Source organism: Pseudomonas sp. B15(2017) (genome assembly GCF_002113215.1).
Classification (GTDB): Bacteria; Pseudomonadota; Gammaproteobacteria; order Pseudomonadales; family Pseudomonadaceae; genus Aquipseudomonas.
This window is the reverse complement of sequence record NZ_NEJZ01000019.1, coordinates 43225-63049: the sequence shown is the minus strand read 5'-3', so window position 1 is coordinate 63049 and position 19825 is coordinate 43225. Positions and strand designations below refer to the sequence as shown.

The window sequence follows — 19825 nt, the reverse complement described above, 5'->3', positions numbered from 1 at the left end:
GTTTACACGTTGCGCCGATCGATAAAGCTCAATGTGCGATACAACGACTCGATACGCGGCAACTCGCAGCCTGCCGCTTTTGCCGCCGCCAAAGGACGAGCGTAGATCGCCTCCAGTTCCAGCGGTCGCTTGTGCAAAAAGTCGTGGTACATGCTCGGCCAATAGTCGGGCATTTTCTCGGTCATCATGAACAGGTATTCGGCGTAACCGGGCGGCATGTCGTGGCCGCAGGCCTTGGCGCCCTGCACAACTTCAGCCATCAGCGCCTGAATCAATGCGCGGCTGTCAGTGTCGGCCATCAATGGCGTGGTGCCGGCACCGAGCAACACCGAAAGCCCGTTGTAGGGAATGTTCCACACCAGCTTCTGCCAGCGCGCCTGATGCAGGTTCGGCATCGCCTGGGAGTCGAGACCGGCGGCCCGAAACAGGCCGGCGCCCTCCTCGACGATCGCCATGCGCGCCGCTTCATCCGGTGCCGGGCCGCTGTGATAACCGACGTTCACCGCCCCCAGCGCCTGGTGAGTGACCTGCCCCGGCCCTTCACGGTGGACGCAGATCAGGCACAAGCCGCCCAGCAAATGCAGGGAATCGGGCAGCAATGCACGCAAGCTGTCTTCGACATCGAGGCCGTTTTGCAACAACAGCACTTTCGCGTCGGGTTTCGCCGCCTGAATGATCGACGGTGCCAGCCCGGCATTGCTGGTGGTCTTGGCGCCGACCAGCAGCCAGTCGCAGGGCGGCATGTCTTCTGCTGACGAATAGGCCTGCACCGGGTTTAGCGTCAATGCGCCATGCACGGCACTGTCCACTTGCAAGCCGCGCTCGGCGACTGTTGAAAATTCACTGCGCAATAGAAAGTGCACATCGAACCCGGCCCGGGCCAGCATCACTCCGTAAAACCCTCCGATGGCGCCGGTGCCAATGATCCCCACCACCGGTTTGTTAACTGCTCCCATCACGGCAACTCCTCTGCAATTCGACCCAGCGCCTGCGCCACGGCTGCGTTCAGCTCATCGACATTCAGGCGCGTGTGCACTGCCCCAAAAAACTCGCCGTCGCGCACCACAAACAGCGCCGGCAAATGAAAGACCTGATAACGCTCGACCAGTCCGCCGTTGTCACCGGCATCGATCCAGCACACGCGATCGACGGTCAAGTCGAACCCCGGCAACACTTCGCGGGCATAGCGACAACTGGCGCAGCCAACGCTGGTGAAGATCACCAGCGAAACGCCGTCCATCGCCAGCAGCCGTTGGTCGGCGTCGAAATCGGTCAGCTGCGATTCGACCACTATACTGGGGGAAACAATGTCAAATGGCCGACACAGGGAGTCTGTGCTCATGGGACGGTTTATTCCTCATCCGGATGATGTGCCCGTTGAATTGACCTTGCTCACACCGGAGTGTATTTCGCGTCAACGGCTGCACACTATCAGCCTCGGCGGCATCGCTTGCAATTACCACCGTGCCTGGCGCCATGGCACCGCCTTGCAGGTACGCATGCCGACCCTCAACGCCGACATCTGTTATCCGGGCTACGTGGCCTGGTGCCTGCGACGTAAAAAAGGCTATCTGGTGGGCATCGCCTTCACCGACGAACAGACGCTGTTCAGTGCGCGAATGGGTGAGCAGGTGTGTCAGATCGAACGCTATTGCCGACTCAACGATGCCCACGACGATCTCCAGGATATTCAGGCCCTGGCCCTGCAATGGGTCGAACAACACGCCGACGAGTTCTCTCACGACACCGTTCGCAAAGCTTTTGCGCAGCCAGTGCTGGACTGAACAGTTACTTGCCCATTGTCTAGCAGGCGCCTAACGCGATAAGGTTCGGCTCCCCGACGCGCTTAAATCCGCTGTGCTCCGCCGCGCGGGGATCGCTGGCGGCCGGCACCCGTGACCTGACGAGTAAACGATGGCTGATTTACCGATCAACGACCTGAACGTCGCTTCCAACGAGACCCTGATCACTCCTGATCAGCTCAAGCGTGATATCCCTCTGAGCGACGCTGCCCTGCGCACCGTCACCAAGGGTCGCGAAGTCATCCGCAACATTCTCGATGGCACTGACCATCGTCTGTTCGTGGTGATCGGCCCCTGCTCGATCCACGACATCAAAGCTGCCCACGAATATGCCGATCGCCTGAAAGTGCTGGCGGCAGAAGTGTCGGACACCCTGTATCTGGTCATGCGCGTTTACTTCGAGAAGCCACGGACCACCGTCGGCTGGAAAGGCCTGATCAACGACCCATACCTGGATGACTCGTTCAAGATCCAGGACGGTCTGCACATCGGTCGCCAGTTGTTGCTGGACCTGGCCGAGAAAGGCCTGCCGACTGCCACTGAAGCCCTCGACCCGATCTCCCCGCAGTATCTGCAGGACCTGATCAGTTGGTCGGCCATCGGCGCACGGACCACCGAATCCCAGACCCACCGCGAAATGGCTTCCGGCCTGTCCTCGGCGGTCGGTTTCAAGAACGGCACCGACGGCGGCCTGACTGTGGCAATCAACGCCTTGCAGTCGGTTTCCAGCCCGCACCGTTTCCTGGGCATCAATCAGGAAGGTGGCGTGTCGATCGTCACCACCAAGGGCAACGCCTACGGTCACGTGGTGCTGCGCGGTGGTAACGGCAAGCCGAACTACGATTCGGTGAGCGTCGCCCTGTGCGAGCAGGCGCTGAACAAGGCGAAGATCAAGCCGAACATCATGGTCGATTGCAGCCACGCCAACTCCAACAAGGATCCGGCCCTGCAACCGCTGGTGATGGAGAACGTTGCCAACCAGATCCTTGAAGGCAACCAGTCGATCATCGGCCTGATGGTCGAGAGTCATCTGAACTGGGGCTGCCAGGCGATCCCGAAAGACCTCGCCGACCTGCAATACGGCGTGTCGATCACCGATGCGTGCATCGACTGGTCCGCTACCGAAAACACCTTGCGCAGCATGCACGCCAAGCTCAAGGATGTCCTGCCGAAACGTCAGCGCGGCTGACAGCCGTTTCTCAGGCATAAAAAACGCCGGGCATTGCCCGGCGTTTTTGTGTGTGCGGTGAGGTCAGTCAGATCTTGGCGGTGCGCCGCTGATGGCGCTCCATATAACGCTCCACGTAGGAGCACGAAGGAATGACCGTGTAACCCATTTCATCGGCGTACTGCAACGCCCGCTCGGTGAGGGCAGCCGCGATGCCTCGGCCACGCAAGGCGTTGGGCACGAAGGTGCGGTAGATATCCAGGGTCTGTTTCCCCAGATCCATATAGGTCAGGTAGGCACGATGACCGTCCACATTGGTCTCGAACTGATGACCAGCCTGGTCATGGTGGATGGACAACGCCTCGCTCATCACTACTCCTCGCGGGTCTCGAATTCTGACCCCTACCTTACCGATGTTTTCCCGGCGAAGGAACATCTACGCCACCCTGTGCCTGATGGACACCGAGAAGAACTGCACCGATCTCGCGCAACCCGAGCACGTATCAAATAGTAGGCACCATTGGCGAAAATGCTCAAGGTACGCTCGTCTTTACTCAGATCGACGGGGCAATTTCAGTGGACTCAGGTCCGGTTCGGGAGACGATCTTCCCGAGCCGAAAGGCTGAACATCGCCGGATGTTGAGACTTAAGACGAGCCCCCTGTTTTAAAGTCACCTCAACATGGACAAAGATATGCGAGGCGCTACGCAAATTCGCAACAGAAGTGTGGACGAATCCATATAGACAGACTTTAGCCACTACCTGCAAAACAGCGAAGGGCAACGGGAACTTTTTCTCATTAACTCACTCATCTCGCGGCTTACAGGTGGATATTTTTTATACAGCCCAGTTAAAAGTTGCTCGAAAAAGAATCAACGCCTACAATTTTTTTTGCTTCTTGCCTCACGTCAGTTTACTTACTACAAGTAATGGGTAGTATGTACGCCGGCTATTTCCTCAATCGGAGGAGACAGCCACTTAATTGAAAGTCCTTGAAGGGGAACACGATGAACAACGTTCTGAAATTCTCTGCTCTGGCTCTGGCCGCAGTTCTGGCTACCGGTTGCAGCAGCGCATCGAAAGAAACCGAAGCACGTCTGACCGCTACTGAAGACGCAGCTGCTCGCGCCCAGGCTCGTGCAGACGAAGCTTACCGTAAAGCTGATGAAGCTCTGGCTGCTGCTCAAAAAGCACAACAGACTGCTGACGAAGCTAACGAGCGTGCTCTGCGCATGCTGGAAAAAGCTAGCCGCAAGTAATAGTCCTTCGGGATTGTTATCAAGCCGACCCGTTTTTCGGGTCGGCTTTTTTTGTGCCTGCGGTTTTCGGCAGGCAACAAAAAACCCGCCGCTGCGCAAGCCTCGGCGGGTTTCATCTTTCAGCTTATTGCTGCAGGTCGATCGGTGCGCTGGAGACCATTGGCGCCGAGGTGTTCGGTGTGCCGATTTCGGTTGGCAGGCCATCTTCGGCCGCCACCACATCACGCACCACATCCCAGTTCATGCGCAGGTTGTTGGTGATGTCTTCGCGCTTGAGCATCGCGTTGATCACGGCGGTGTGCTTGTCGACCACCGACGGGTTGCCCTTGTCGTCGATCGGCGTGTGCGCTTCCAGATAGATCTTGCCGCCACTGCGACCGAACTTGTAAGCGTCGTTGAGGATTCGTACCGAAGTACCCACCGGCACCATGCTGGCCATTTCCAGCACGTTGTTGTTGAACATGCGGAAACAGCCGTGGCTGGTACGCATGCCGATACCGAACTTCTTGTTCGAGCCGTGGATCAGGTAGCCCGGCGTGCCCAGAGTGAACTTGAACGGACCCAGCGGATTGTCCGGACCCGCCGGCACCACGTTCGGCAGCGGATCACCGTCAGCGGCGTGTTCCGCCTTGATCGAGGCCGGTGGCGTCCAGGTCGGATTCGGTGTCTTGGCAGTGATCGTGGTGTGGGCGATCGGCGAGCCCCAGCCTTCACGACCGATACCCAGCGGGAAGGTGTACACCACGTTCCGGCCTTTCGGGTAGTAGTAGAGGCGGTATTCGGCGAGGTTGATCACAATGCCTTCACGCGGGCCCGGTGGCAGGATGAAGCGGGTCGGAAGAACGATTTCGGTGCCGGCGCCCGGCAGCCAGGCATCGACGCCCGGGTTGGCCGCGACCATTTCCGAATAGCCAAGATCGTAGGTGGTGCCCAGATCGGCAAAGGTGTCTTCGTACTTGGCCTTGATCACCTGCACCTGGCCGATGATGTCTTCACCAGGCGGTGGCAGGGGAAACTCCAGTGCGGCAACGGGACCGGCCACGCACAGGGCGGCAAGAGACAGGCAGCGGGTGACGGCAGGAAAACGCGGCAACATCCGGAGAATCCTTCGCAAGATCGACAAGGGTAATAAGAACGCGATTGTACACCGCGCCCAGAGAATTCGGGGAGATGCGCCGATGGGCTGGCATCACTCTTCACGATTGAAGCTGGCGCTAGCTCCGACTGCATTCGGAGATGGCTGAGCTTAAAGCTCGAAACGCAACTCGGGCCAGATCGGCGAGGTGCCGCGCTTCTGCGATTCGAGGATCGCCCGGCACAGCGAGCACAGGCGCTGATCCTGAAACACCCGGCGATCCACGCTCGACCAGCGCGGTTGCGCCGGCAGCAGACTGCCGCACAGGGTCCGGTCTGCCGAGCCGCCGAGCTCCAGTTGACGGGTCACCAGATGCACCCGCACTTCCTGGCAGGCGAACAGATCCAGCTGTTCGTCAGGCTCGATCAGTTGGTAGGCAAACAGGGACCAGGCAGGACGCGGCATCGGGGGCTCCAAATAAGGGGGCGCCACATTAGCCGAAAGCCTGCCGCTAGAAAAGCCTCATAGCAGCGGTTTTAGCGTCGGCCAGACATTTTCCAGCAACTTGCCCTGAGCCCCGGCTGCCGGGTGCAGACCGTCGGCCTGCATCAGGTCCGGATGCCCGCCCACGCCGTCGAGGAAAAATGGCACCAGCGGGATTTTTTTCTCCTCGGCGAGTTTGCCGTAAACCTCGGCAAAGGCATCGGTGTAGCGCTTGCCGTAGTTGGGCGGCAATTGCATGCCAAGCAACAGCACCTTGGCACCGCTCTGCCGGGAGCTGTCGATCATCGAAGCAAGATTTTGTTGCAATTGCGTGGGCGGCATTCCGCGCAGGCCATCGTTGCCGCCCAATTCGAGGATCACCAGTTCCGGTTTGTGCTCTGCAAGCAGCGCAGGCAGCCGCGCCTGGCCTCCAGAACTGGTGTCGCCACTGATGGACGCATTGACCACTTTGTCGTCAAACCCTTCGGTCTTGAGCCGCTGTTCGAGCAACGACACCCACCCCAGCCGGGTATCCAGTCCGAAACCGGCGCTGATACTATCGCCAACGATCAGGACTGTACCCGCCGCTGCGTTCTGGGCCATGCACATCAGGGCCAGGCCAGCACTCAAAAACCACACACGCATCGGATTCTCCATGGGCGCAAGCATTCTCACCGCGAAGAACCTTAGCAAAGTGGTTCCCAGCGCGGAAGGTGAACTGACCATCCTGCACGAACTCAGCCTGGAACTGAACAAGGGCGATAGCCTGGCCATCGTCGGCGCGTCCGGTTCCGGTAAATCCACCCTGCTGGGTCTGCTTGCCGGCCTCGACCTGCCGAGCAGCGGCGAAGTGACTCTCGCCGGGCAAGGCCTGAGCAATCTCGACGAAGACCAGCGCGCGCGCATTCGTGCCGAGCATGTGGGTTTCGTCTTTCAGTCGTTCCAGTTGCTCGACAGCCTCAACGCGCTGGAAAACGTCATGCTGCCGCTGGAGCTCGACGGCCGCAAAGACGCCAGAAGCCGCGCCACCGAACTGCTGCAACGGGTCGGCCTCGGCCAGCGCCTGACTCACTCGCCGCGCCAACTCTCCGGGGGTGAGCAGCAACGCGTTGCAATTGCCCGGGCCTTCGCCGCCGAGCCGGACGTGCTGTTCGCCGACGAACCCACCGGCAACCTCGACAGTCACACCGGCGAGCGCATCAGTGACTTGCTGTTCGAATTGAACAAGGAACGCGGCACCACCCTGGTGCTGGTGACCCACGACGAACGCCTGGCCCATCGGTGCCGGCGCCTGATCCGTCTTGAAGCCGGCCTGTTGGTCGCCCCTCTGGAGCCTTGATGGCACGTCTGCCGCTGTTGCGTCTGTTCAGTCTCGCCCTGCGCCAACTGATGCGCGATGCCCGCGCCGGTGAACTGCGGGTGCTGTTTTTCGCCTTGGTCGTGGCGGTGGCGGCGAGTACCGCGATCGGTTATTTCGGCGCCCGCCTCAACGGCGCAATGATGCTGCGCGCCACCGAGTTTCTCGGCGCCGACCTGTCGCTCGAAGGCAGCTCGCCAGCCCGACCGGAGCAGATCCGGAGCGGCACCGAGCTGCGGCTGGACCATGCGCAGGTGGTGGAATTTTCCAGCGTCATCGCTACGGACAACGGCATTCAGCTCTCCAGCATCAAAGCTGTCGACCGCGCCTATCCGCTGCGCGGCGAGCTGAAAAGCGCCCCCGCCCCTTACGCGACGGAAGAAGCCGGAGGCGAGCCGCAGCCCGGTGAAGCCTGGGTCGAAGCACGCCTGCTGACGGCGCTGGACCTGAAAATCGGCGACAGTATCGACGTCGGCATGAAGACATTGAAACTGACGCGAGTGCTGACCTACGAGCCCGATCGAGCGGGCAACTTCTACAGCCTCACACCACGCGTAATGATCAACCTTGACGACCTCGCCGCGACCGGCGTGGTGCAACCCGGCAGCCGGGTGAGCTACCGCGAACTCTGGCGCGGTGAGCCGCAAGCGCTGGAAACCTATCGTCAACTGATCAAACCGGGCCTCGCCGCCAACCAGCGGATTCAGGATGCCCGCGACGGCAACCGACAGATCGGCGGCGCACTGGGCAAGGCCGAACGTTATCTGAACATGGCCAGTCTGGTCGCCGTGCTTCTGGCGGGGGTGGCGGTGGCGTTGTCGGCCAACCGCTTTGCCAGTCGACGTTTCGATGCCAGCGCCCTGCTGCGTTGCCTGGGCTTGTCGCGCCGAGAAACCCTGGTGCTGTTCAGTCTGCAACTGACAGTGCTCGGCCTGCTCGCCAGCCTCAGCGGCGCCCTGCTCGGCTGGCTCGCACAATTGGGATTGTTCGCGCTGTTGCATGATCTGCTGCCGACCGACGTACCGCCGGGTGGCTTGCTGCCGGCGCTCGCCGGAATCGGCACCGGACTGGTCGCCCTGGCAGGTTTCGCCCTGCCACCGCTCGCCGCACTGGGCCGCGTGCCGCCATTGCGGGTATTGCGCCGGGACATGCTGCCGATTCCGTCGAGTACCTGGATGGTCTATGGCGCGGCACTCGGCGCGCTTGGGCTGATCATGTGGCGCCTGAGTCTGGACCTGCTGCTGACATTCGCCCTGCTTGGCGGTGGCGTGGTGGCCGCGCTGGTGCTCGGCGGCTTGCTGCTGTTGCTGCTGCAGAGTCTGCGTCGCCTGCTCGCACGCGCGTCCCTGCCGTGGCGGCTTGGTCTGGGTCAGTTGTTGCGCCATCCTTTGGCGGCGGCTGGCCAGTCATTGGCCTTCGGGCTGATTCTGCTGTCCATGGCTTTGATTGCACTGCTGCGCGGCGAACTGCTCGACACTTGGCAAAACCAGTTGCCGAAAAACGCACCCAACTACTTCGCTCTGAACATCCTGCCGGCGGACAAACAGGCCTTCACCGATCACCTGATCAATGTCTCGGCCCAGGCCGCGCCGTTGTATCCGGTGGTGCCGGGACGGCTGATCAGCATCAATGGCGAGGCGGTGCAGCAGATCGTCAGCAAGGATTCGGCCGGCGACCGTGCCATCCAGCGCGACCTGAGCCTGACCTGGGCGGCCGACCTGCCGGCGGGCAATAAAATCACCGCCGGCTCGTGGTGGACCGGTCAACCTTCGGATGACGTTCCGGGCGTTTCGGTCGAAGGCAAAGTGGCCGAAAGCCTGAAACTCAAACTGGGCGATCACATGGTGTTCAGCGTCGGCGGGGTCAATCGCGAGGCGAAGGTCACCAGTCTGCGGGAGATCAACTGGGACAACTTCCAGCCGAACTTCTTCATGATCTTCCAGCCCGGCACCTTGAAGGATCTGCCGGCGACTTACCTGACCAGCTTCTATCTGGCGCCCGGCCACGATCAGCAGATTGTCGAGTTGTCGCGAGCGTTTCCGGCGGTGACCATCCTGCAGGTCGAAGCCTTGCTCGAACAGCTGCGCAGCATCCTCGCCCAAGTCACCCTGGCGGTGGAGTATGTGCTGTTGTTTGTGTTGGCGGCGGGGATGGCGGTGTTGTTTTCAGGTTTACAGGCAACGCTGGATGAACGCATTCGCCAGGGGGCGCTTTTGCGTGCGCTGGGTGCCGAGCGGCAATTGTTGATCAAGGCGCGACGGATCGAGTTCGGCTTGCTCGGCGCGGTCAGCGGATTGCTCGCGGCCATCGGTTCGGAAGTGGTGAGTCTGGTGCTGTATCGCTTCGCCTTCGATCTGCCCTGGCATCCCCATCCGTGGTTGCTGCTGTTGCCGTTGATTGGCGCGGCGCTGATTGGTGGCGCCGGGGTGTTCGGCACACGGCGTGCGCTCAACGCCAGCCCGCTGACAGTGTTGCGTGAGGGTTGATAGACTCCAGTCGTCTCCCTCAAAAGAACTTGCCATGAGCCGTTATCGCCCTCCCCGCACCGCTGGCACCGCGCTGATCACCCCTGAGGGTGAAGCGCGGATGCGGGCCGAATTCCATGAGCTGTGGCATGTGCGCCGTCCGCAAGTGACGCAATCGGTCAGCGAGGCAGCGGCTCAGGGTGATCGTTCGGAAAATGCCGAGTACACCTACGGCAAGAAAATGCTGCGCGAGATCGACAGTCGCGTGCGTTTTCTCACCAAACGCCTTGAAGCGCTCAAAGTGGTCAGCGAAAAACCGAGTGATCCGAACAAGGTCTATTTCGGCGCCTGGGTGACCATCGAAGACGAGGACGGCAAACAGTCGCGCTATCGCATCGTCGGCCCGGACGAACTGGACCTGAAACTCGGCCTGATCAGCATCGACTCACCACTGGCCCGCGCCCTGATCGGCAAGGCGCTGGATGCTGAAGTGCGAGTACAGACGCCGACCGGCGAACAGTTCGTCTACATCGTGGCGATCGAATATCCCTGACGCTCAGCGCCGGGTAATCAGGCCCTGGCGTGCGACGCGGGTCAGTTGGCGAATCATTTCCGGCGCTTCTTCAAGACTCGGAGCCTGAATGACGGCCAGATCGAAGCTGTCATCGGCAAAACGCGCCAGCGACTCACCGTCTTCGACAAACTGGATCAGAAATGCGGCAGGACCGCCGCTGCGACGTGGCCAGCCATCGAGATAACGCAACAGCGTCGGCTGATGTTTGCCGCCAAGCAGGATTTTCGGATTGCGCTGGGTGATGTGTGCCGTGATCGGCGCGGGACGTGCTGGAGGGCGTAGTGCATTCATCGTGTCGTGTCTCTGCCTCAAAAGTCTGCATGGCAGGTGAGAGGCAACACCGAACCAGCGCTTTAGCGGTATTTCGAAGCCCTGTTCCGGCTTCTGACGGCAACTGAAGAATAGTCACCTGGCGCCCCGCAAGTAGCTGTTTAAATCGGCGCATGAGCGGCATCCTAGAGAACGTGACCGGCCAGTGTCAAGAATCAGCCGCAACAAAAAAAGCCCGCATAATGCGGGCCTTTTGCTTGAGCCAGAGCCTTCAACCGGCGATGGCGCGATCCACCGAGAGCTTGCCGGCACCTTCGATCAGTACCGCGAGGCTGCCACCGAGCAGAGCCAGGGCGAACTCGTAACCATTGTTGGCCATGAACAGACCGTTGCTGATGTGCACAGTGAAAATGGCCACCAGCGACAGGAAGGTCAGACCCAGTGCCGCCGGGCGCACCAGCAGGCCGATGATCAGCGCCAGACCGGCGAAGAACTCGGTGCCGCCGGCCAGTGTGGCCATCAGATAACCCGGGGTCAGACCGATGCTTTCCATGTATTGCGCGGTGCCTGCCAGACCGTAGCCACCGAACAGACCAAAGAGTTTCTGCGAGCCGTGGGCGGCGAAGATCACGCCGACGGCAATGCGCAGAAGGGTCAGACCGTAGCCGGCGCGGGTGAACAGGACCTTGTTGATCAGAGAGCTCATGTTGCGTTTCCTTGTGGTCAGAAGTGCTTGTTGGTTGGCCGCTATATTAATCAGTTAATTTCATGTTAAAAGCGCAAAAAATCCGCCATAACAATCAACTTATTAGATCATTTGCGTGAGACCACTTTTTGCCCTGCGGGCTCCAACGACTCCCGCTCCCGGTCGAACGCCAAGTAATACTTGTTCACGCTATTAACATAGCTGACGGCTCCCATTCCCACCTGCTCCATGGCGATGCGCTCGACCTGGAAGAACCATTGGTTGGGATTCAGGCCGCGACGCCGCGCTTCTGCACGCATGCCTTGCACCCGCTCCGGCCCGATGTTGTAGGCGGCCAGAGTGAACGCCATCCGCTCGCGCTCGTTGAGTTTCGGGCTATTGAAGAACTTGCGGCGGATCATCGCCAGGTACTTGGCCCCGGCCTGCACATTCGCATCGAGATTCTGGATATTGTTGACGCCGACCCGCTGCGCAGCGGACGGCGTGATCTGCATCAACCCGGTTGGCCCGCCGCCGCTGCGCGCGCTGGGTTGCAGCGCAGACTCCTTGAAGGCCAGCGCCGCCAGGTTGAGCCAGTCCATATTTTGCGCTTCGGCGTGTTTCTGCAGCGTCGGGCGCAGTTTTTCCAGTCGCTGACGGTCAGCCTTGGCCAACGGATAGTGCACTTGATAGAGGCGGCGGTAGATCCGCAGGAATGCCGCATCTTCGTTCGACGGTTTTTTGTAGCCGGTCAGGAAGCGGTCGATGCTGGCCCGTAACATCGAGGCATCGCGGCGCACGAACCAGTATTCCTCGCCCGGTTCGCTGATCATCACCTGCCGGTCGAAACGCAGCTTGGGCAGGATCTTGCCCCAACGCTCGGCAATCGGTTGCTCGACGATGGTCAGGTGGAAGATACCGCCCTGGACCATTTCCAGCACATCTTCGACCGCCAGCGTCGGATCGACCCATTCGATCTTGATCGGCGCCAGTTTGTGTAGCGCCAGCTTCTGGTTGAGCTGACTCACCGCCTCCCCTGCCGCACTGCCGGTGGGCAATGCCAGGGTTTTGCCGGCCAGTTGTTCGACCTTGGTGTAGCGCTTCTCGCCCTTGATGCCGACCAACACCAGCGGCACGTTGCTGGCAATCGGCTCGCTGCTGGCGACCGCGTGGCCCGGTTGCAACTCGAGCAGTTCGCCCGGCGCAACAAGATCACCTTCGCCGCGCTGCAACGCGCCGAGCAATTGGTCCTTGGCTTTGGGGATGATCTTGAGGGTGACTTCCTGGCCGTCGCGGGCGTGGCCGTTGAGGTACTGCTCGAAGGCACGCAGACGGTGGTATTCGACGCCGATGGCCTGACCCTGGACTTCGCCAGAGCTGTTGCGGCTCTGGTTGACCAGCACCCGCAGGACGCGGCTGCTGCGGATCTCGGTCAGGTCGCGGACCTTGGCGGCCGGCACGGCTTGCAGCGGCCCGGGCAGCCGCGCGACCGCCGTCATCGGCAGCAGCAACGAACCACACAGCAGGAGCAAAACCGACGGACGAACCATCCACTCTCCGGAAAGAATACGGGCGTTTTCACCGCTGAACGGTCGCAAAACACCGACGAAAACAGAGCGCCTGGAGCGCTGATAAAGTGCGAGAGACTGGCACAGTGATAGCAATGCTGTCACACCAGCCTGCCTCGCGGCCTCAACAGACAGCCATAAGCCGTTGTAGTTCTTGGCTTTTCTTATAAATCTACAGCTCTGATATGCTTTCCGGCCTTCGGCCCGAGGTAGCACCATGCAACTCATCGATATCGGCGTCAACCTGACCAACCCCAGTTTCGCCGACAAACACCAGGCCGTGCTCGACCGCGCCTACGCTGCCGGAGTCTGCCAACTGGTGCTGACCGGCACCAGCGTCGAGGGCAGCGAACAGGCGCTGGAACTGTGCCAGCAACTGGATCCGGACGGCCAGCGATTGTTCGCCACCGCCGGCATTCACCCGCATTCGGCCAGCGACTGGAATGCCGACAGCGCACGGCGTCTGCGCAGCTTGCTGCAAGAATCGAACGTGGTGGCGGTGGGCGAATGCGGGCTGGATTTCAACCGTGATTTCTCGCCGCGCCCGCAGCAGGAAAAAGTCCTCGAAGAACATCTGGCGCTGGCGGCCGAACTGCAATTGCCGGTGTTCCTGCACGAACGTGATGCGAGCCAGCGCCTGCTGGAAATCCTCCGAGACTTTCGCGACAGATTGCCCGCCGCCGTGGTGCATTGCTTCACCGGTGAGCAGAAAGCGTTGTTCAGTTACCTCGATCTGGATCTGCACATCGGCATCACCGGCTGGATCTGCGATGAGCGTCGCGGCACTCATTTGCATCCGCTGGTGAAGGAGATCAAACGCGGTCGACTGATGCTGGAAAGCGATGCGCCGTACCTGCTGCCACGCACATTGCGGCCAAAACCGAAGAACGGTCGCAACGAGCCGGCGTATCTGACCGAAGTGCTGCGTGAAGTGGCCTTGCATCGAGGCGAGACCGAGGAAGATCTCGCGGCCCACACCACCGCCTGCGCGCGGGCGTTTTACGGTCTACCTACCCTGCCCTAGCCGGGGCGACTGCATCACTTGTTGATGCACATCAAAATCCGGGCACCTGGGTAGCGGCACAATAATGGCACCTTGCCAAAACTGTTTCCGCTATCAGAGAAGACCTCCATGGGTGCCTGGCTTAGCAATATCTCGCTGAAATACAAATTCTGGGCGGTCAACGCGGTCGCCTTTGTCACCACCCTGTTGCTGGTGCTGTACGCCGTACAGCTCGAACAACAGGCTCGCAGTCACGCCGCGCAAGCCTCGGCCCAGGCCCAGGCGCAGTTGCTCAAGGCCTGGCCGGCCGGGCAGGCGCTGCCCAAATCCGATCAAGTGCTGACGTTCAAACGCGGCGAAGCACCGCGCCTCAACGATCAGCCGTTGCTGGAGATCACCGACACCAACGGCTGGATCGAGATCAGTCACTTGCCGTTGTTCGGCGAAAACCCGCTGCTCGGCGCCGAGGTATTCAGCCGTGCCGATGGCCAGCAGGTCGCCGTGATCGCCTGCGCGCCCAGCCTCAGTCAGGTGTTCAGCGAGCGCTTCGCCAACTATGCGGTGGCGGTGTTCATCCTGATGCTGGCGATGCTTGGCGCTTCACAGTTGCTGATCCGCTTTCTGCTCAGCCAGCTCAACACCCTCAAGGACGTAATGCTGCACGTGGAGAAAACCGGCGACCTCGCCGCTCGGGTGCCGCTGGCCTGCAAGGATGAAGTCGGGCAGATGGCCAATGCGTTCAACGCGATGCAGGCCGGTTATCAGCGGGTGGTCACCACTGTGGCCAACACCGCGCGGCAACTGGATATCGGTGCCGCGCGACTGGCGTCGAGCATGAACGAAGTGCGCCACGGCATGCTCGGCCAGCAGAGTGAAACCGATCAGGCCGCCACGGCGATCAACGAAATGACCGCCACCGTCTACCACATCGCTCAGCACGCCGGCGCCACGCGCGACCTGTCGCAGACCGCCGACGGCCTGGCCGGCAGCGGTCAGCAAGTGGTGAGCCGAGTGCAGACGTCGATTGCCGGGCTGTCCAGCGGCGTGCAGCAGACCGCCGAGATGATTCAGCGCCTGGCCGAGGACAGCCAGAAGATCAATGGCGTGGTCAGCGTGATTCACAGCATCGCCGAACAGACCAACCTGCTGGCACTCAACGCCGCCATCGAAGCGGCCCGAGCCGGGGAAATGGGCCGCGGGTTCGCGGTGGTCGCCGACGAGGTGCGCAACCTCGCCAAACGCGTGCAGACCTCCACCGATGAAATCACCACCATGGTGTCAGCGTTGCAGGCCGGCACCCGTGACGCGGTGGACTTCATGCAGGAGAGTTCGTACAAGGCCGACGACTGCGTGCAGCAGGCGCAAGAGGCCGGCGAAGCGCTGGCGGAAATCACGGGGGCGGTGGCGCAGATGCGTGAGAGCAACACGCAGATTGCGGTGGCGGCAGAACAGCAAAGTCAGGTTGCCGAAGAGATGAATCGCGCCGTGGTGAGCATTCGCGATGTCACCGAGAACACTGTGCAGCAGACCGTGGATTCGGCGACCACCAGTAACGAGTTGGCGACGCTGGCCGGGGAACTGAACAAGGCGATCGGTCAGCTCAAGCTCTAGGGCGCAACATCAAAAATGGCCATTGTCCCTATTACTTCAATAGCCAACCTTGATTCGCCGCTCTGGCTGCCCGGGCCTATTCTTCAACCATGTACTGAACATGGATCGAGGAGCAGCAACATGGGCAAACGTCACCCCAACCTTCCCGCGTGGCAATGGCGCGCATATCCGAACAACCATCAGCATCCGACCAATCTGGTGCTGCACCTGATTGCCGTGCCGCTGTTCATCGTCGCGTTTCTGTTGATCGTCTCCGGTGTGTTCAGCCTGAGTCTGGCCAGTGTGGCGATCGGCGTGATTGGTATCATCGCGGCGCTGGGTCTGCAGCGCCACGGTCACAGCCTGGAGGCGCAAGCCTCCGAGCCGTTCAGTGATCGCAAGGACGCCGTCTCGCGTCTGCTGGTCGAGCAGTTTCTGACGTTTCCGCGGTTCTTCCTCAGTGGCGGCTGGTACCGTGCCTGGCGTGAGCGTCACCGCCGCCATTGAGTCAGGCGAAGATCGTCACCGTCTGCCGGCTCATGGCAATCAGTTCACCCTGCGCGCTCCACAGCTTGGCGGCGACATGGCCGTAACCGTCGGCCGCATACTCGATGTCCGCCAGGTACTGGCAAAAATCCAGCGTGCTCAAATCCCGTAACGGCTGAACGAATTCGATGGTCCAGGTCAACGTGCTGCCCGGTGCCGGTTTCTTCAGGTACGGCAACAGCGCCGGTGGCCAGGCATCGACCAGCGCCAGCAGGTGCGCCTCGTTGACCGGCTCTTCCTTCACATCCCCGCGCAAGCGCACCCAACCGCCCATCAGCCGCGATTGAATGCCGGTGAACGGCATGCCGCCGACACTCCAGCGCATCGCCAAATGACGCATGAACTCCGGGGTTACGCCTTTGATGTATGGCAGTTCCTGGCAGTCGTTCCAATGTTTCATCTCGGGTGCCGGATAGGCTTCCACCGCCACCTCCGACGGTCGCGAAGCCCCGAAGCTGCCTTGCACCATCGTCACCACCTGACCGTTCTGCACGGCGCGCCCCAGCACCTGACTGACCGCCTTGCCTTCGCGCAGCACTTCGACTTCAAAGCTCACCGGCACTTCGGGCTCGACCGGGCCGACAAAGGTGATCGCCAGCGAACGTACCGGCCGATCAGTCGGTACTCGGGTGCGCATCACTTCAAATTGCAGTGCGGCCACCAACCCGCCAAAACTGGCCCGACCCTGGCCCCACTCCGCCGGAATCTTGACCTCCGGTTGACGACGGACAGCATCGATCAGATCGCAAAAGCGCATGGAAACCTCGGACACGAAAAAGGGAATGACCGGATCTTAACCAGCGCGGCAGAGCGGCGCAGCGTCCATTCCGGTCAAAGAGACTGACAGATAAGACAGCGGTGCTGAGCGCCAGCGGGTTTCAGGATTTGAAGCAGGCCGCGCTGAGTTTATCCAGCACCCGGTCGGCCTTGATTTCGGCTTTGGCCATGGTCGCCTGCCATGTGGCGACGCAGGGTCGCAGATCCGGCTCCAGTTCGGCGCGCGCCAGCCATTGCCAGCAATCGTGCCAGTCACCGAGGGCGCCTTGTGCGGATTTCAGACGGGTTAATGCGGCTTCCGGCAGACGATCGAGTTCCGGGTAAGCCTCGATGCCGTAACGCACGCGCTTGATCAGCAAACGCAGGCGATGGCGGTCGTGGGCCGGGTCGTGCAGCGCCACGTCGAGGTTTTTCCATTGTTTGCCCAGACGTTTCTCGATGCGCTTGTCCAGGCGCTTGAGCAAACCCTGGCGCTGGGATGCACGCAGAAAGCGCGGGAAGGCGTCGAGGATCATCAGCAGCGAAGCCACTTCGGCGCTGGCCGCCAGCGTCGGATACGCCTCGGCCATTTGCGCCATGCGGCGCTGCGCGGCTTCGGGCTGATCATGTTTGATCAGCCAGGCCGCCAGCACTTCGCGGTCGCGCCATGGCGTGGTCAGTTGCCCCACCGCAGCCGCCGCATCTTCCAGTTGCTCGACACCGGGCAAACCGCGCAACGGCCGCAACAGGCTGCGCAAACGGCGCACGGTGGTGCGCAAATCATGCAGCGCCTCAGGGTCGGTCCGCGCAGTCAGACGGGCCTGACAGCCCAGCAGCCGTACTTCGAGGCTCAGGACATGGGCCACCAGCCGATCAACCAACGCAGACATCGCTTGCTCCTGAATTCAATGGCTTTGCACGAGTGTGAACTGGCGCAAGACACCTGCCCTTGCGCCACGTCAGCAGCTTAGCGTCCGGCGCGGGATTCGCGAATGTAGAAACGCGCCTTTTCGGCCTTCTTGGTGCAGCCTTCGAAACCCTCGAATTGCTGCTGAGTCTTGGCCGCCGTCAACAGCGACAACGCCTTGGAATAGCTGACGGTGCCGGCAAACCCTTCGGCCTTCGCCAGGTCCAGTTCATGCCACGCCGCGTCGAGCTGGCTGCCGCAGCTGTCGCGATAAGCGGTCTTACCGGCGCAACCGGCCAATGCCAGAGCCATCAACGGCACACAGATCCAGGCTTTCATCACTCACACCTCAAAGATAGGTCAACAGTCGTGCAGGTAAGACGGTAAGGCAGCGAAAAAGTGCCTTGTACCCCGCAATTGCACCGCACTGCAAAAGATAGCGCCGACGGGTCATGAAGTATCGAAAAAACGACGCCATGGCCGCCCCGAGCGACCCCGGCGATTGAAGCCCGGCCCTCGATGGGTGCATTGTGGAACCTTGCCGGGAGGAAGACGGATGAAAAAACGTGTCGCACTGGTGCTGGGCTCCGGTGGCGCCCGGGGCTATGCCCATATCGGGGTCATTGAAGAGATCGAACGACGGGGCTATGACATCAGCTGTATTGCCGGCTGTTCAATGGGGGCCGTGGTCGGCGGAATCTACGCCGCCGGCAAGCTCGACGAGTATCGCAACTGGATCGAAAGCCTGGATTACCTCGACGTGCTGCGCCTGGTGGATGTCAGCTTCCGTCTCGGCGCGATCCGTGGCGAGAAAGTCTTCGGCCAGATCCGCAAGATCGTTGGCGAGATCAACATCGAAAACCTGCGCATTCCCTACACGGCGGTGGCCGCCGACCTCACCAATCAGCAGGAAATCTGGTTCCAGGAAGGCTGCCTGCATCAGGCCATGCGCGCCTCGGCAGCGATTCCCAGTCTGTTTACCCCGGTGATGCAAGGCAACCGGATGCTGGTGGACGGCGGCATTCTCAACCCGTTGCCGATCGTGCCGGTGGTGTCGAGCCACTGTGACCTGATCATCGCGGTCAATCTCAACTCGACCAACCAGCGCCATTACAAACTGCCGGTGATTCAACGCCCCGCCGCGTTCCGTACGCGCTTCGACAGCCTGATCAGTTCGCTGGGTTCGAAGATGCCGTTCCGCCGCAAACAGGCCGAGCAACTGCTGATCCTGGAACAGGAAGCGCTGCGTGCCGAAGCGGCGGACATCAATCCTTGGGTCGAAAGCGCCGAGCCGGAAGCCCAGCAACCGGCCGCCGCCCCGGAGCGCGACGGCGCACCCAAGTCCGCCACCGGTTCGTTCATCGTCGATAACGTCGGGCCGGCGTCATTGCTGGACCTGATCAACCAGAGTTTCGAGGTGATGCAGACCTCGCTGGCGCAGTACAAGATCGCCGGGTATCCGCCGGACATCCTGATCAACGTGCCGAAGCGGGTGTGCCGGTTCTTCGAGTTCTACAAGGCGCCCGAATTGATCGCGCTGGGTCGCGAGATCGCCCGGGATACGCTGGATCGCTACGAGAGCGAACAGAACTAAAGGCTGCTCTCGCTCAACAAGCGATAACCGACACCGGCCTCGGTCACGATGAAACGGGGCCGGGTCGGATCGTCCGCCAGTTTCTGTCGCAGATGACCGACCACGATCCGCAGGTAGTGACTGTCCTCGGTGTGAGTCGGGCCCCAGATGTCCTTGAGCAATTGCTGCTGGGTGATCACCCGCCCCGGATGCCGCGCCAGTTGCGCCAACACTGCATATTCCTTGCGGGTCAGGGCGACTTCGACGCCGTCGAGCAACACGCGGCGATATGCCAGGTCCACGGTCAGCGGGCCGAAATTCAACGCGGCCTGCTGCGCTTCGCCGGCCGGCGCCTGACGCAGCAACGCGCGCACCCGGGCGAGAAATTCCTGAATGCCGAACGGCTTGGTCACGTAGTCATTGGCGCCGCCATCCAGCGCCTGGACTTTCTGCCCTTCGCTGGCACGCACCGAGAGCACCAGCACCGGCGCCGTGGCCCACTCGCGAAACTCGCGCAGCACTTGCTGGCCGTCCATGTCCGGCAGGCCGAGGTCGAGCACCAGCAGATCGGGTTTGTTCAGCGCCGCCTGGGCCAGGCCCTCGGCGCCGGTGCCGGCCTCCAGCACTTTGTAGCCCTGGGAAGCGAGGCTGATACGCAGGAACTTGCGGATCTGCGGTTCGTCATCGATGACCAAAATGGTCGCGGTCTGGCTCATGAATTCACATCAACACAAAAGAGTGGCA

Annotated in this window: 23 protein-coding genes; 10 read left to right on the top strand and 13 right to left on the bottom strand. The window is 61.2% G+C overall.

Going from position 1 to position 19825, the window contains the following annotated elements; genetic code table 11:
- Positions 1–2 precede the first annotated feature (2 nt).
- Both CAF73_RS24415 and CAF73_RS24410 read right to left on the bottom strand, forming a co-directional pair.
- On the bottom strand, positions 3–959 hold the full coding sequence (locus tag CAF73_RS24415; RefSeq protein WP_176247767.1) for a putative 2-dehydropantoate 2-reductase: 957 nt from the start codon (positions 957–959) through the stop codon (positions 3–5).
- Complete coding sequence (locus CAF73_RS24410; RefSeq protein ID WP_085700014.1) at positions 956–1342, bottom strand: co-chaperone YbbN; 387 nt, start codon at positions 1340–1342, stop codon at positions 956–958. Before CAF73_RS24410 ends, CAF73_RS24415 begins: the two co-directional genes overlap by 4 nt.
- Between CAF73_RS24410 and CAF73_RS24405 the strand changes: the two genes are divergently transcribed.
- Together CAF73_RS24405 and CAF73_RS24400 are read left to right on the top strand one after the other, a co-directional pair.
- Positions 1341–1784: a PilZ domain-containing protein gene (locus CAF73_RS24405; RefSeq protein ID WP_011335308.1), complete on the top strand. Its 444-nt coding sequence runs from the start codon at positions 1341–1343 to the stop codon at positions 1782–1784. The two genes, CAF73_RS24410 and CAF73_RS24405, sit on opposite strands and share 2 nt — an antisense overlap.
- A 130-nt stretch (positions 1785–1914) precedes the next feature.
- Positions 1915–2991, top strand: coding sequence for a 3-deoxy-7-phosphoheptulonate synthase (locus tag CAF73_RS24400; RefSeq protein WP_011335309.1), 1077 nt, complete (start codon positions 1915–1917; stop codon positions 2989–2991).
- Positions 2992–3058: 67 nt separating this feature from the next.
- On the opposite strand, the gene CAF73_RS24395 is transcribed toward CAF73_RS24400, so the two are convergent.
- On the bottom strand, positions 3059–3340 hold the full coding sequence (locus tag CAF73_RS24395; protein WP_007955658.1) for a GNAT family N-acetyltransferase: 282 nt from the start codon (positions 3338–3340) through the stop codon (positions 3059–3061).
- Between the two features lie 637 nt (positions 3341–3977).
- On the opposite strand from CAF73_RS24395, the gene oprI reads away from it, so the two are divergent.
- On the top strand, positions 3978–4229 hold the full coding sequence (gene oprI, locus CAF73_RS24390) for an outer membrane lipoprotei OprI (protein ID WP_011335311.1): 252 nt from the start codon (positions 3978–3980) through the stop codon (positions 4227–4229).
- Positions 4230–4353: 124 nt separating this feature from the next.
- Here the strand turns inward: oprI and CAF73_RS24385 are convergent, their stop codons facing one another.
- The 3 genes from CAF73_RS24385 to CAF73_RS24375 all read right to left on the bottom strand — a co-directional run bounded on the left by CAF73_RS24385 (position 4354) and on the right by CAF73_RS24375 (position 6432).
- The gene (locus tag CAF73_RS24385; RefSeq protein WP_064383316.1) at positions 4354–5325 is read right to left on the bottom strand and encodes a L,D-transpeptidase family protein; all 972 of its coding nucleotides are present in this window, start codon (positions 5323–5325) and stop codon (positions 4354–4356) included.
- 150 nt (positions 5326–5475) lie between these two features.
- Positions 5476–5769, bottom strand: coding sequence for a hypothetical protein (locus CAF73_RS24380; protein ID WP_003226812.1), 294 nt, complete (start codon positions 5767–5769; stop codon positions 5476–5478).
- A gap of 57 nt (positions 5770–5826) precedes the next feature.
- Positions 5827–6432, bottom strand: a complete 606-nt coding sequence (locus CAF73_RS24375) for an arylesterase (protein ID WP_085704408.1) — start codon at positions 6430–6432, stop codon at positions 5827–5829.
- Between the two features lie 10 nt (positions 6433–6442).
- On the opposite strand from CAF73_RS24375, the gene CAF73_RS24370 reads away from it, so the two are divergent.
- The 3 genes from CAF73_RS24370 to greB are packed head-to-tail and all read left to right on the top strand — an operon-like array spanning position 6443 to position 10162.
- Positions 6443–7126: an ABC transporter ATP-binding protein gene (locus tag CAF73_RS24370; RefSeq protein WP_007955651.1), complete on the top strand. Its 684-nt coding sequence runs from the start codon at positions 6443–6445 to the stop codon at positions 7124–7126.
- The gene (locus CAF73_RS24365; protein ID WP_085704406.1) at positions 7126–9630 is read left to right on the top strand and encodes an ABC transporter permease; all 2505 of its coding nucleotides are present in this window, start codon (positions 7126–7128) and stop codon (positions 9628–9630) included. The genes CAF73_RS24370 and CAF73_RS24365 overlap by 1 nt, the downstream gene beginning before the upstream one ends.
- A 34-nt stretch (positions 9631–9664) precedes the next feature.
- Positions 9665–10162 carry a transcription elongation factor GreB gene (greB, locus tag CAF73_RS24360; RefSeq protein WP_039770483.1) on the top strand — a complete coding sequence of 166 codons (498 nt, stop codon included), beginning with the start codon at positions 9665–9667 and terminating at the stop codon, positions 10160–10162.
- Between the two features lie 3 nt (positions 10163–10165).
- Here greB and CAF73_RS24355 read toward each other — a convergent pair whose 3' ends face one another.
- The 3 genes from CAF73_RS24355 to CAF73_RS24345 form a co-directional block, all read right to left on the bottom strand.
- Entirely contained in the window at positions 10166–10474 is a 309-nt protein-coding gene (locus tag CAF73_RS24355; protein WP_085607170.1) for a hypothetical protein, read from the bottom strand.
- A gap of 250 nt (positions 10475–10724) precedes the next feature.
- A complete protein-coding gene (locus tag CAF73_RS24350) occupies positions 10725–11159 on the bottom strand; it encodes a DoxX family protein (protein WP_085704404.1) in 435 nt (144 codons plus the stop codon).
- Positions 11160–11266: 107 nt separating this feature from the next.
- On the bottom strand, positions 11267–12688 hold the full coding sequence (locus CAF73_RS24345; RefSeq protein ID WP_085704402.1) for a transglycosylase SLT domain-containing protein: 1422 nt from the start codon (positions 12686–12688) through the stop codon (positions 11267–11269).
- Positions 12689–12923: 235 nt separating this feature from the next.
- On the opposite strand from CAF73_RS24345, the gene CAF73_RS24340 reads away from it, so the two are divergent.
- The 3 genes from CAF73_RS24340 to CAF73_RS24330 all read left to right on the top strand — a co-directional run bounded on the left by CAF73_RS24340 (position 12924) and on the right by CAF73_RS24330 (position 15806).
- A complete protein-coding gene (locus CAF73_RS24340; protein WP_085700002.1) occupies positions 12924–13730 on the top strand; it encodes a TatD family hydrolase in 807 nt (268 codons plus the stop codon).
- A 108-nt stretch (positions 13731–13838) separates the two neighbouring features.
- Complete coding sequence (locus CAF73_RS24335; protein ID WP_085704400.1) at positions 13839–15320, top strand: methyl-accepting chemotaxis protein; 1482 nt, start codon at positions 13839–13841, stop codon at positions 15318–15320.
- Between the two features lie 120 nt (positions 15321–15440).
- The gene (locus tag CAF73_RS24330) at positions 15441–15806 is read left to right on the top strand and encodes an Mpo1-like protein (protein WP_039770492.1); all 366 of its coding nucleotides are present in this window, start codon (positions 15441–15443) and stop codon (positions 15804–15806) included.
- Between the two features lies 1 nt (position 15807).
- On the opposite strand, the gene CAF73_RS24325 is transcribed toward CAF73_RS24330, so the two are convergent.
- The 3 genes from CAF73_RS24325 to CAF73_RS24315 all read right to left on the bottom strand — a co-directional run bounded on the left by CAF73_RS24325 (position 15808) and on the right by CAF73_RS24315 (position 17847).
- Positions 15808–16602: an acyl-CoA thioesterase II gene (locus CAF73_RS24325; RefSeq protein ID WP_085704398.1), complete on the bottom strand. Its 795-nt coding sequence runs from the start codon at positions 16600–16602 to the stop codon at positions 15808–15810.
- Positions 16603–16723: 121 nt separating this feature from the next.
- Positions 16724–17491 carry a CHAD domain-containing protein gene (locus CAF73_RS24320; protein ID WP_085699996.1) on the bottom strand — a complete coding sequence of 256 codons (768 nt, stop codon included), beginning with the start codon at positions 17489–17491 and terminating at the stop codon, positions 16724–16726.
- A 77-nt stretch (positions 17492–17568) separates the two neighbouring features.
- Positions 17569–17847: a hypothetical protein gene (locus tag CAF73_RS24315; protein ID WP_007950948.1), complete on the bottom strand. Its 279-nt coding sequence runs from the start codon at positions 17845–17847 to the stop codon at positions 17569–17571.
- Positions 17848–18064: 217 nt separating this feature from the next.
- Between CAF73_RS24315 and CAF73_RS24310 the strand changes: the two genes are divergently transcribed.
- Entirely contained in the window at positions 18065–19102 is a 1038-nt protein-coding gene (locus tag CAF73_RS24310) for a patatin-like phospholipase family protein (protein ID WP_085699994.1), read from the top strand.
- On the opposite strand, the gene CAF73_RS24305 is transcribed toward CAF73_RS24310, so the two are convergent.
- Positions 19099–19797 (bottom strand): response regulator, encoded by a 699-nt coding sequence (locus CAF73_RS24305; protein ID WP_039770498.1) that lies wholly within the window; start codon positions 19795–19797, stop codon positions 19099–19101. The genes CAF73_RS24310 and CAF73_RS24305 overlap by 4 nt on opposite strands.
- Positions 19798–19825 lie beyond the last annotated feature (28 nt).

Excerpts from the sequence above, each read along its gene's own strand:
- CAF73_RS24405 (WP_011335308.1), top strand. The coding sequence starts at position 1,341 with ATGGGACGGTTTATTCCTCATCCGGATGATGTGCCCGTTGAATTGACC.
- CAF73_RS24410 (WP_085700014.1), bottom strand. The coding sequence starts at position 1,342 with ATGAGCACAGACTCCCTGTGTCGGCCATTTGACATTGTTTCCCCCAGT.
- CAF73_RS24400 (WP_011335309.1), top strand. The coding sequence starts at position 1,915 with ATGGCTGATTTACCGATCAACGACCTGAACGTCGCTTCCAACGAGACC.
- CAF73_RS24395 (WP_007955658.1), bottom strand. The coding sequence starts at position 3,340 with ATGAGCGAGGCGTTGTCCATCCACCATGACCAGGCTGGTCATCAGTTC.
- oprI (WP_011335311.1), top strand. The coding sequence starts at position 3,978 with ATGAACAACGTTCTGAAATTCTCTGCTCTGGCTCTGGCCGCAGTTCTG.
- CAF73_RS24385 (WP_064383316.1), bottom strand. The coding sequence starts at position 5,325 with ATGTTGCCGCGTTTTCCTGCCGTCACCCGCTGCCTGTCTCTTGCCGCC.
- CAF73_RS24380 (WP_003226812.1), bottom strand. The coding sequence starts at position 5,769 with ATGCCGCGTCCTGCCTGGTCCCTGTTTGCCTACCAACTGATCGAGCCT.
- CAF73_RS24375 (WP_085704408.1), bottom strand. The coding sequence starts at position 6,432 with ATGCGTGTGTGGTTTTTGAGTGCTGGCCTGGCCCTGATGTGCATGGCC.
- CAF73_RS24370 (WP_007955651.1), top strand. The coding sequence starts at position 6,443 with ATGGGCGCAAGCATTCTCACCGCGAAGAACCTTAGCAAAGTGGTTCCC.
- CAF73_RS24365 (WP_085704406.1), top strand. The coding sequence starts at position 7,126 with ATGGCACGTCTGCCGCTGTTGCGTCTGTTCAGTCTCGCCCTGCGCCAA.
- greB (WP_039770483.1), top strand. The coding sequence starts at position 9,665 with ATGAGCCGTTATCGCCCTCCCCGCACCGCTGGCACCGCGCTGATCACC.
- CAF73_RS24355 (WP_085607170.1), bottom strand. The coding sequence starts at position 10,474 with ATGAATGCACTACGCCCTCCAGCACGTCCCGCGCCGATCACGGCACAC.
- CAF73_RS24350 (WP_085704404.1), bottom strand. The coding sequence starts at position 11,159 with ATGAGCTCTCTGATCAACAAGGTCCTGTTCACCCGCGCCGGCTACGGT.
- CAF73_RS24345 (WP_085704402.1), bottom strand. The coding sequence starts at position 12,688 with ATGGTTCGTCCGTCGGTTTTGCTCCTGCTGTGTGGTTCGTTGCTGCTG.
- CAF73_RS24340 (WP_085700002.1), top strand. The coding sequence starts at position 12,924 with ATGCAACTCATCGATATCGGCGTCAACCTGACCAACCCCAGTTTCGCC.
- CAF73_RS24335 (WP_085704400.1), top strand. The coding sequence starts at position 13,839 with ATGGGTGCCTGGCTTAGCAATATCTCGCTGAAATACAAATTCTGGGCG.
- CAF73_RS24330 (WP_039770492.1), top strand. The coding sequence starts at position 15,441 with ATGGGCAAACGTCACCCCAACCTTCCCGCGTGGCAATGGCGCGCATAT.
- CAF73_RS24325 (WP_085704398.1), bottom strand. The coding sequence starts at position 16,602 with ATGCGCTTTTGCGATCTGATCGATGCTGTCCGTCGTCAACCGGAGGTC.
- CAF73_RS24320 (WP_085699996.1), bottom strand. The coding sequence starts at position 17,491 with ATGTCTGCGTTGGTTGATCGGCTGGTGGCCCATGTCCTGAGCCTCGAA.
- CAF73_RS24315 (WP_007950948.1), bottom strand. The coding sequence starts at position 17,847 with ATGAAAGCCTGGATCTGTGTGCCGTTGATGGCTCTGGCATTGGCCGGT.
- CAF73_RS24310 (WP_085699994.1), top strand. The coding sequence starts at position 18,065 with ATGAAAAAACGTGTCGCACTGGTGCTGGGCTCCGGTGGCGCCCGGGGC.
- CAF73_RS24305 (WP_039770498.1), bottom strand. The coding sequence starts at position 19,797 with ATGAGCCAGACCGCGACCATTTTGGTCATCGATGACGAACCGCAGATC.